The sequence below is a fragment of the Entomomonas sp. E7T21 genome (genome assembly GCF_058693955.1).
On sequence record NZ_CP191672.1, the window covers coordinates 412,973 to 422,638 of the forward strand.

The 9,666-nt window shown below is 34.2% G+C and carries 7 protein-coding genes; 3 read left to right on the forward strand and 4 right to left on the reverse strand.

Annotation, left to right across the window (positions count from 1 at the left end):
* Positions 1-622 precede the first annotated feature (622 nt).
* The 4 genes from ACQVD9_RS01985 to ACQVD9_RS02000 form a co-directional block, all read right to left on the reverse strand.
* Complete coding sequence (locus ACQVD9_RS01985) at positions 623-3,670, reverse strand: type I restriction endonuclease subunit R (protein ID WP_264747234.1); 3,048 nt, start codon at positions 3,668-3,670, stop codon at positions 623-625.
* Positions 3,671-3,705: 35 nt separating this feature from the next.
* Positions 3,706-5,055: a restriction endonuclease subunit S gene (locus tag ACQVD9_RS01990; protein ID WP_264747235.1), complete on the reverse strand. Its 1,350-nt coding sequence runs from the start codon at positions 5,053-5,055 to the stop codon at positions 3,706-3,708.
* Positions 5,052-7,292, reverse strand: a complete 2,241-nt coding sequence (locus ACQVD9_RS01995) for a type I restriction-modification system subunit M (protein ID WP_264747236.1) — start codon at positions 7,290-7,292, stop codon at positions 5,052-5,054. Before ACQVD9_RS01995 ends, ACQVD9_RS01990 begins: the two co-directional genes overlap by 4 nt.
* A 252-nt stretch (positions 7,293-7,544) precedes the next feature.
* Positions 7,545-7,970: a helix-turn-helix domain-containing protein gene (locus ACQVD9_RS02000; protein ID WP_264747237.1), complete on the reverse strand. Its 426-nt coding sequence runs from the start codon at positions 7,968-7,970 to the stop codon at positions 7,545-7,547.
* A 154-nt stretch (positions 7,971-8,124) separates the two neighbouring features.
* On the opposite strand from ACQVD9_RS02000, the gene ACQVD9_RS02005 reads away from it, so the two are divergent.
* The 3 genes from ACQVD9_RS02005 to ACQVD9_RS02015 are packed head-to-tail and all read left to right on the forward strand — an operon-like array spanning position 8,125 to position 9,517.
* Complete coding sequence (locus ACQVD9_RS02005; RefSeq protein WP_264747238.1) at positions 8,125-8,487, forward strand: hypothetical protein; 363 nt, start codon at positions 8,125-8,127, stop codon at positions 8,485-8,487.
* 32 nt (positions 8,488-8,519) lie between these two features.
* Complete coding sequence (locus ACQVD9_RS02010; RefSeq protein WP_264747239.1) at positions 8,520-8,792, forward strand: hypothetical protein; 273 nt, start codon at positions 8,520-8,522, stop codon at positions 8,790-8,792.
* A gap of 50 nt (positions 8,793-8,842) precedes the next feature.
* On the forward strand, positions 8,843-9,517 hold the full coding sequence (locus ACQVD9_RS02015; protein ID WP_264747240.1) for a hypothetical protein: 675 nt from the start codon (positions 8,843-8,845) through the stop codon (positions 9,515-9,517).
* The last annotated feature ends 149 nt before the right edge of the window (positions 9,518-9,666 follow it).

Consider the following 9,666-nt stretch of genomic DNA (forward strand, 5'->3'; position numbering starts at 1 on the left):
TCTACAGAAATGGATAGCAATCCAATAAACAAACATAAAAAAAGCACCTTGGGCTAATACCCAAGATGCTTCTTCTATTGCTAACGATCAGTAATGAAAAACTAAAAAATTAAAAAGACAAATTAAAAGAACCAATATCAGCTTCTTTATTAATCATACTTACCTAACAACTATCCTTCAAAATAATCTCTAATCCATTTGGTTAATTGTTCGGCTTCCTCAACCGCTAATTCTGCGGCTTTAATAGCCACTACCTTTAACATGATATTTAATAGTTCAGACATATATACTCCTTATGAAATAACAAAATACCTCAAACCAAACAGACCTTTTGTCTGTTCATTGGAGTAATATATAACCGAAATTTTTTTATATTCTATTTTTCAATAATAGTGTCAACATTAATACTCTCTAAGAAAGATATTTAAATCTCTTAAATAGCAAAGTATTTTTAACAAGATACGAAGTTGCACGTTTTATAGTCTTTTATTTAAATAAGAAATATTCAAAATTTATTTTAAATTATCTAATTGAGTTGAAGATTATTACAACAGCCCAATTCACTCGAAAAACTAAATAAGTGATGACATAAATTATCATCATTTAAACACGTTATACCAAATTAAGAAGTTTGCTTCTTTGTGCGGGTATAAATATGTTTTGCTAAACGCGTAGCAACTTTATGGCGTAGTTCTTCTGTACTCATCACTTTATTACATACTTCTTCATTGCCTGCAATTCGGGCTAGGAAAAGTTCTATTAGCTTTTCAGAAAGATATTCCGTAAAACTATCTAAAGAATTGGCTTTAACTGCTTGCACAATTTGTTCATTTTCAAGTGCGGCCTGCTCAATTTGATCAAAAAATAATTGATCCGCGATGGTAAAGTCCGTACCAAATGTCTCATTCAGCTCATCAATCAAGTGTGATGCATTATCTGTTGATTCAGCTTGGCCAGTTCCCACATCTGTTGAACCTTTCAAGTTTTTGGCTTCACCGTGTCCTAAGTCGATGCTGTTTTCACTGATTTTTTGCAACCGATAAAATTGAAGTTCTACAATTTTTGATAAATCAATGGTATTTTCTTTTGAGCCTTTAGGTAACTTTTGCAGTAATGCTTTTAAATAAGCATATCGTTGCTCATGTTCAGAGTCAGTGAAATCTAAGATTTGCGAAACAAATAAATATAAGTTCAGATAGCTTTTTAACTGACTTTTAAATAATTTTTGTTGTTCTTGTTGATGTACTGGATCATCAGCATGTATTTTTTTATATTTATCAACGGCACGATCAATAATGCTATTAAGTTGCTTATGTTCATGGCCTGTTAATTTGCTACGATCTTTAAACCAGATATTGGCAAACTCATTTAAATCTACCTCAAAATAGAAGTTCCATTGATCCAATGTATGCCCTAGCTCATTTAACTTTTGTTCATTAGGGATATCACCCAGCTGAGTAACTTCATAAAAGGGCTTAAATGCTTTGTAAATATCATCATGTGTATTCACAAAGTCCAATACAAAGGTATCTTCCTTGCCATAAGCACAACGATTTAAACGGGATAAGGTTTGTACAGCGTGAACCCCTGATAATTTCTTATCTACAAACATGGTATGCAAGAGAGGTTGATCAAAACCTGTCTGATATTTTTCTGCCACTAGCAGTACTTGATAATCATTAGTATCAAATTGTTCAGGTAACTCCGTTTCTTTAAAACCATTCATTTTAGGTTCTGTATATTCAATGCCATCTACTTCGAGTTTTCCAGAGAAAGCGACTAATGATTTAATGCCGGTATATTTTTTTTCTTTAATATAGTCATCAAAAGCGAGTTTGTAGCGCACCGCATGTTCACGCGAATTAGTGACAACCATGGCTTTAGCTCGACCCCCTATACGGTGCATGGTCACGGTTCTGAAATGCTCTACAATAATTTCTACTTTCTGAGCAATCACACTTGGATGCATAGCAACAAAACGTGTCATCAAGGCTTTGGTTTTATTTTTAGCTAATTCTGGATCGGTATCAGAAATTTTTATTAATTTAAAGTATTGTTCATAAGTCGTATAGTTTGCCAATACATCTAAAATAAAGCCTTCCTGAATGGCTTGTTTCATACTGTAGTGATGAAAGGGTGCCTCTCCGTTTTCACCTGCTTCATTAAAGCAAGCGAGGGTTTTCCATTTGGGGGTGGCGGTAAAAGCAAAAAAGCTTAAGTTGGGTTGGCGACTCCGTTTAGAAGCTTCAGCAAATAAACGTTTTTTCACATCATCGGTTAATTCACTTTCATCATCGTCATCATCTAAGAACTCTTGTGCAATTGCTGATTCAATGCCATCTTTGTTGAGAATTTTACGTAGCTCCATTGCTGTTTCGCCACTTTGCGAACTGTGTGCTTCATCAACAATCACTGCAAACCGTTTACCCTCTGTAGAAAGATCTACTTGAATACCCTTTTTTGCCTGTGTTCGAATAGACTGCATGATATAAGGGAATTTCTGAATAGTAGTAATAATGATCGGTACATTAGAAGCTAATGCATTGGTCAACTGTAAGGTATTTTCATCAATTTTTTGTACGACACCATCCTTATGTTCAAATTGGGTTATCGTTTCTTGTAATTGGCGATCTAAAACAATACGATCTGTAATCACAATAATTGAGTTAAACACTTTTTCATCATTAGCGTTGTGCATAGACGCTAAATGATGAGCAAGCCAAGCAATGGTATTGGATTTTCCTGAACCTGCTGAGTGCTGAATTAAATAATTATGACCTGAACCATTGGCTTTACTGTGCTTTACCAATTTCCTCACAGCATCTAATTGATGATAGCGTGGGAAAATCATGGTTTCTGTTTCAATATACCTAAAACCCGTACTGGTTTTGATTTTCTTCTTTTCTACACTTAAATGCATAAAGCGTGCAAAGATTTCCATAAAGCTATGCCGCGCTAACGTCTCGGTCCACAAATAATGGGTGCGAACATCTCCTTCTATAGGGGGGTTACCTTTACCATTTAAATAGCCTTTGTTGAATGGTAGAAATTGGGTATTTTCTCCATCCAGTTTTGTGGTCATATAGGCATCACAGGTATCTACCGCAAAATGCACTAAGGAACGTTTTTTAAACTCAAATAAACGCCCCTTAGCATTGCGATCTTGTTTATATTGAATAATAGCATCTTCCACATTCCAGCCTGTTGCAGAAAATTCATTTTTTAACTCAAGTGTTACTAGTGGAATACCATTTAATGAAAGCACCATATCAGGTATTTCATTAAATTCCGTATGCACTTGGCAAGTACATTTTAAAATATTAGCTGCATATTGTTCTTGGGTGGTCTTATTGATACTAGTATTAGGTGCAAAATAGGCCATTTTGATTTTTTTACCAAAACTTTTAAAGCCTTGTCGCAATACAGCTAATGTCCCTTGTGAGTCTAATGCACTGACTAAATCCCTTAAAATATAATCACTAGCTCCTGCTTGATAAGCATGTTCAATTTTATCCCAAATGTTCGGTTGAGTTGCCTGAATAAAGGCAATAACATCATTAGGAAATAAAGCAATTTTGGGATCATACTCTTTAGGGTTGCCTTTTACATAGCCACCTTCTGTGGTTAAACTTTTTTCGACGGCTCGTTCAAAATACCATTCGCTATGCATAGTGACTCCCTTAAAAATTATGTCCTGAGGATTGATTAACTACCGCTAAGTTGACGAACATCGATTTTACCCGTTACCACTTGGGTGATTAAGGTGGAGCGATATTCTTTAAGTTTTTCAATAGTTAACTGATATCTTTGACCAATTTGTTGATATTTTTCAACCTCAGCATCTAAGTAATCAACTATTTGATTTTGTTCTTTGATTGAAGGTAACCAAACAAAAGTATTTTTTAAAATCGCTTGTGTAATACTGAAGACTTTAACACCTTTAATTTGCATTCTAACTTGATTTCGATGCTCTTCAGTATCAAATACATAAGCCAAAAATCTAGGATTATTTACTTCGTTTATCTTAGCGATAATAGTATGATAACCAGCAAAGGTAGGAGTATCACTATTTAAATAAGTAAAATTCCCTGAACCTTTTATATCTTCAGAAGTGTCGGCAAAAATAAAATCACCTTTTTTTAGAAGTGCAGCTGGATCACTCTCTAAATATGATTCAGGCACACATTTTAATTCATGTCTATTAGGATCAACTTCAAAACCAAATTTAGAGTGTACTTCACCATAACTTACGCAAGGAATTCCTTCATCAACTAAATTTTCTTTAGTAATAGTTAGTCCTTTTGAAAAGTTCAAAATGAATTTATTTTTTATTACTTTCCAATGAAAAGGTATTTTACCTAATGTATTAATGCCACTTTCTTTCATCTTTACATCAGGATTTAACCCTTTAGTCACAGCATGAGAAATTAAAGCAATACGCTGTTCAGCCAATTTTTCTAAAAGTGTTTCTTGCTTAGCAATTAAAGCATCCACTTGGGCAAGGCGTTTATCTAAAAAATCTGCAATGATTTTTTGTTCAGGTATTGGGGGGAAAGCTAACTTTAACTTCTTTAAGTCATCTTGGCTTAAGTTAGGCTGACCACCACCATTAGATAAAGAAATTAAAATTGGTCTTCGCATCCAAAGCCAGTAATATAAAAATTTATAATACAAAACTTTTGAACCACTAAATATACAGCAAGCTTGATTAAAAGTAGCTTCTTTGGCTAATATTCCAAGCCTTCCAATTGTAGCTCCATACATCGCAATAGCCACACTATTTACAGGGTGTTTCTTTAAAGCACTGTAATCTTTTATAGCCAATTCTGTTATTTTCTGTTTCGTATCATAAATATATGATTCCCTTAATTCAGATGTAGTAACCCATAATACATCTCCATCATAATATTCTAAATTGTCACTTTTGGGAGTTGTACCACTCCCAATTAAATCCATAGCATGTGTAATTTTCCATACTTTCCAATGACTAGGAATATCCCCTAACCATTGCACACCGCTCTCTTTATAATTTTCATAACGGGGTAGTTGGCTCATGCAGACAGCCCCCCTAACATCTGCATAATCTCCTGCTCAAGCTGTACAATCTCTGCCTTAATCTCTTCCAGTGGGCGAGGTGGCTCATAAACATAGAAGTGACGGTTAATTGGAATTTCATAACCTACTTTGGTTTTACTGTAATCAATCCACGCATCAGCTACATGGGGTAACACTTCCGCTTTTAAATAAGCTTCACAATGTGGACGAACTAGGTTTAAGAGTTCATCTAGATTAAGGGCATTGTCATAGTCTAAACTTAACGGTAATGTTAAGCCATCAGGGAATGCTACTAGTTCCGTATCACGTAATTGAGGATCTGGTTCAATATTACCCTTACTGTCCATACACATATCTGCTGTTTGATCGCGTTCAGATAGTGCTTCTAAAATGGCTTTTTTTACAGAGGCTGCCAGCTTAAACGCTAAATTATTTAAAATAGGGTTGAGTACTTTTAGGAACTTATCGCGGTTTTTCCAAACCTGAGCTGAAATGTTAGCAGCAAGTGTTGCTTTAATAACTTGTTGCTGTATGCGTCCTACTTCCTCTTCTTTAGCAATTTTAGCAGCATCCTTAAACTTTTTACTTTTTGCCAAATTCACAAAAACCGATTGCTCATCTAACAAGGCAATACGCTCTGCTGAGATTTCAAAATTCAAGCGCAACGGACGTTCTACAGTGAGTTTTAAGTAACCAAAATCTTGGTTATTAAAAATCTTGGAACATACTTTGGCTTCACCTGATTTGGTTTTAATTAAATCACTGCTATCTTGATCTTTAAATTTAGCGTAGAACTGAGTCAACTCAGCAATATGGGCTTTGGATAATTCATTACGTTTGTTGCCTAAGCTTTTCGTCATTTTTTGGTAATGTGCTGTACCATCAATCAGCTGTACTTTACCTTTACGCGGTGCCGTTTTTTTGTTGGAAATAATCCAGATGTAGGTATAAATACCGGTGTTATAGAACATTTGGTCGGGCAGGGCGATAACTGCTTCTAGCCAATCATTTTCAATAATCCAACGACGAATATTACTTTCGCCACTGCCTGCGTCTCCTGTGAATAAAGGTGACCCATTAAATACTACGGCAATACGTGAGCCTTCACCGCCTTCTTCAGGGGAGGCTTTCATTTTTGAAATCATATGTTGAGCAAACAACAGTGAACCATCATTGATACGAGGTAGACCCGCCCCAAAGCGTCCTAAAAACCCTAATTTTTCTTCTATCTCAATATAGTCTTTTTGATTTTTCCACTCTACCCCAAAAGGTGGATTTGAAAACATGTAATGGAATGTTTTATCTTGATGACCATCATGGGGTACATAACCATCTTTTGCTTTGGCATTTTTTACCCCAAGGGTATCGCCATAGACAATATTTTCTGCTGGCTCATCTTTAATCAATAAATCTGAGCAACAAATAGCATATGACTCTGGGTTATATTCCTGACCATACATACTCAAGTTAATCTGATCGTTGTATTTTTTTAGGAATTTTTCGGACTCAGATAGCATTCCACCAGTTCCCGCCGCGGGATCGTAAATACTGCGTTGCACACCTGGTTGCATCAACGCTTTATAATCTTCCTGAAAGATTAGATTAACCATCAGTTCAATCACTTCGCGAGGCGTAAAGTGATCCCCAGCCTCTTCGTTGGCTTGTTCATTAAACTTACGTACTAGTTCTTCGAATAAATACCCCATTTGTAAATTACTTACACTAGCAGGGGCTAGACTTAAGCCAGATTCAACCAGACTATTACGAAACTCTTGAAAGACTTTATACAAACGGTTTGCATCATCTAGTTTTTCAATTTCTTTAGCAAATTCAAATTTTGCAAAAATATCTTTAGCTTTAGGTGAAAAGCCATCAATGTATTTTGTTAAATTGGCAGTAAATTGATCAGGATCGTTCAATAGCTTTTCAAGATTAAAACCACTGATATTGTAAAGGTCTTGTCTACGTTTTTTATCAGCAATTTGACTTAATTGCTTTTGCAAAATAGGGTTAGGTTCTTTATCTTGCAACTTTGCTACCGATTTATCATAAAAAACTTTCATTTTATCGGCATAAGGTGCAAGAATAGCGTCAAAGCGTCCTAATACAATTAAGGGCAACATGACGCGACGGTATTGAGGGGGGCGGTAAGGGCCACGAATAATGTTGGCGATATTCCAAACCAGTCCAACCAATTTAGAATGCTGAGGGTGTTGCTGGCTTGCTATATTCGTCACGTTATATCTCCAGTTTTTACAATCTTGTTAAGGCAGCAGCTAATTTTACTTGCATTAAAATCTATTTAGTTAAGACTTGGTTATATTCTTTTCTTAAATTCAAAAAGTGGTGCAACGTGGCAATATCCTCTTTCCAATAATAAGAAGTAGACCATATGTATGGTTAATTGATTTATATTTGCACAAGTCATGTTATGCCTTAAGTATTAGAGTGTTTCGATTATTAAAGCTATGTATTATTTACCTAACTCTTCATCTAAAATCATTACATTTTAGTCTAATTATTAGTTTTTCAAGCATATTAATCAACATTTGCTTATCTTCTTCATTAACAGAAGATAGCAGAGATTGTAGGTATATAGCTTCATCAGTAGGTCTATTACTGGTTTCTGTGAGTAATTCTGACACAGGACAATCAAAAATCTCTGCCATTTTGATTAGACGTTCTACTGTAGGGACAACAAGACCACGTTCTATTCGAGAGATTGCTTCATTACCTAAACCAAGCTGTTCAGCTAATTGTTCCTGAGACAAGCTTGCATTTTTACGGTATTTAGCAATAGCTTTACCAATCAGATGGTTAATTGGTTGTTTTGATACTGCTATTTTTTTAGGTTTCTTTATAACAGATTTTTTAGTTGATTTAGCAGTTTGTGTTTGCTTTACCTGTTTAGCCAATTTAAATACCCTCAGTTATCCATGCTGAATAATCAAGGATTCATTCATTATTTTGAACATCGCAGTATGTCTATATTCAACCTAAATAGTTGAATATTTATTTTTTCTATGCTGAAATAGTAGAGGTAATTAAATTTTTAAGGGTGGTATAGCGATGATTGATAAAAAGATGAGTGGTGAGAAGGATTCAGAAAATTTTTATATCAATCCCTCCATAATTTTATGGGGATTGTTAGCGTTTATTTTTTCGGTTTATTTTTGTTGTTTTAGTGATAGATCTGTTGAGCTAGGGTATGGTTTTTTTGCGAAAGTATTTGGTGTGACTTTAGGAACCTTTTTAGGGTTATTAGGTGCTTTGATCGGGAATGTATTAAGAAAGTTTGTACAGCCAGATAGTTTTTATACTACAGGTGGTTTCATGCAATTATTGTGGTTACGTATTTTTTGGTTATGTGGCCCACAGTTTATTGGTTTATTGATTGGTTTTTTAGTGGGTGTAGCAATTCCTGCACTGTAATTTCGAGTTAGTATGAATAAGGACAATGATTTATGAGAGTTTTGTATGTTGTGGCAATAAGTTTATTTTTATTTCTTTTAGGATGCTCAGATGAGAGTAATGATTTAAGAAAAGACTTTTTAACTAATTGTCAAGTTACCAATATCCCTAGGAAAGGATGTGTATGTCTCTATGAGCAAATAGCCAAAAATTATTCTGATGAGCAAATAAAAACATTAATTCGTACCCCTTTTGCAGATAAATCATTGTTAGAAAAATATTCTAATGATGTAATTCAGTTTGCAGCAGTATGCGCTCGTCAATAATAAAGGTTTATAAATTTGTAGTTTAATATTTAATCAAAATAGGACTTTCTATGAACAAACTAATGAAGTTATTTAGTTTATTAGTGGTATTCTGCACTTATAGTACATGGATATTTGCCGAAGAAATCCCAATAGGTAAGTTATTAGGTATGTCTTTGCCTGCTGTTGAAAAAATTTATGGTAAAGGTGATATGGCAGAAAATTATAGTAAGTATTTTGTTATTAATAAGTGTGATGTTTTAGTTAGTTATGAGGGACGTAAAAGAACAATCAATTTTATTAATGTAGTGCTTAATGAGGGATGCCAGTTTAATTTAGGAGATATTTCTGATTATTGGCAGGATTTTATTATTAGTAATAAGACAACTCAAGGGGAGTTATATAATTATTTTGGTGATGAAGAGTTTTATTTATTAGCTGATTGTATTGGTGATTGTGGTTTAGTAAATCCAGAACCTGAGCTATATGGTTATCATAGAGAGTCAGGAATGATTGATTATTTAGAGCTCTATGCAACCAGCAGTGCTAGTAGTACAGGAAGCTTTGCTAGATCAAGGGATTTAACTGAGAAATATGGATTTGACTATATGGTAGATGAGAAATTTAACTGTCAACCTATTGAGGAAAGTATTAAATATGTAAAAGATGATACTATTTTTGAGGTTAATTTTGGCTATGGTCCTCAGCTAGATATGACTTATATTTTTAGTCGTTGTAGTCAATAAAGAAGGATATTTATTTGGTTCATAATGAGTATTGATAAGTATATTAATGATAAATACTTATCAATAAAATCATTAGCTTAATTTTATCTTAATGTGAGTAATAAAATAAAAAACTCACTGTTTTAGACCAAAGTTTAATGGCATAATAA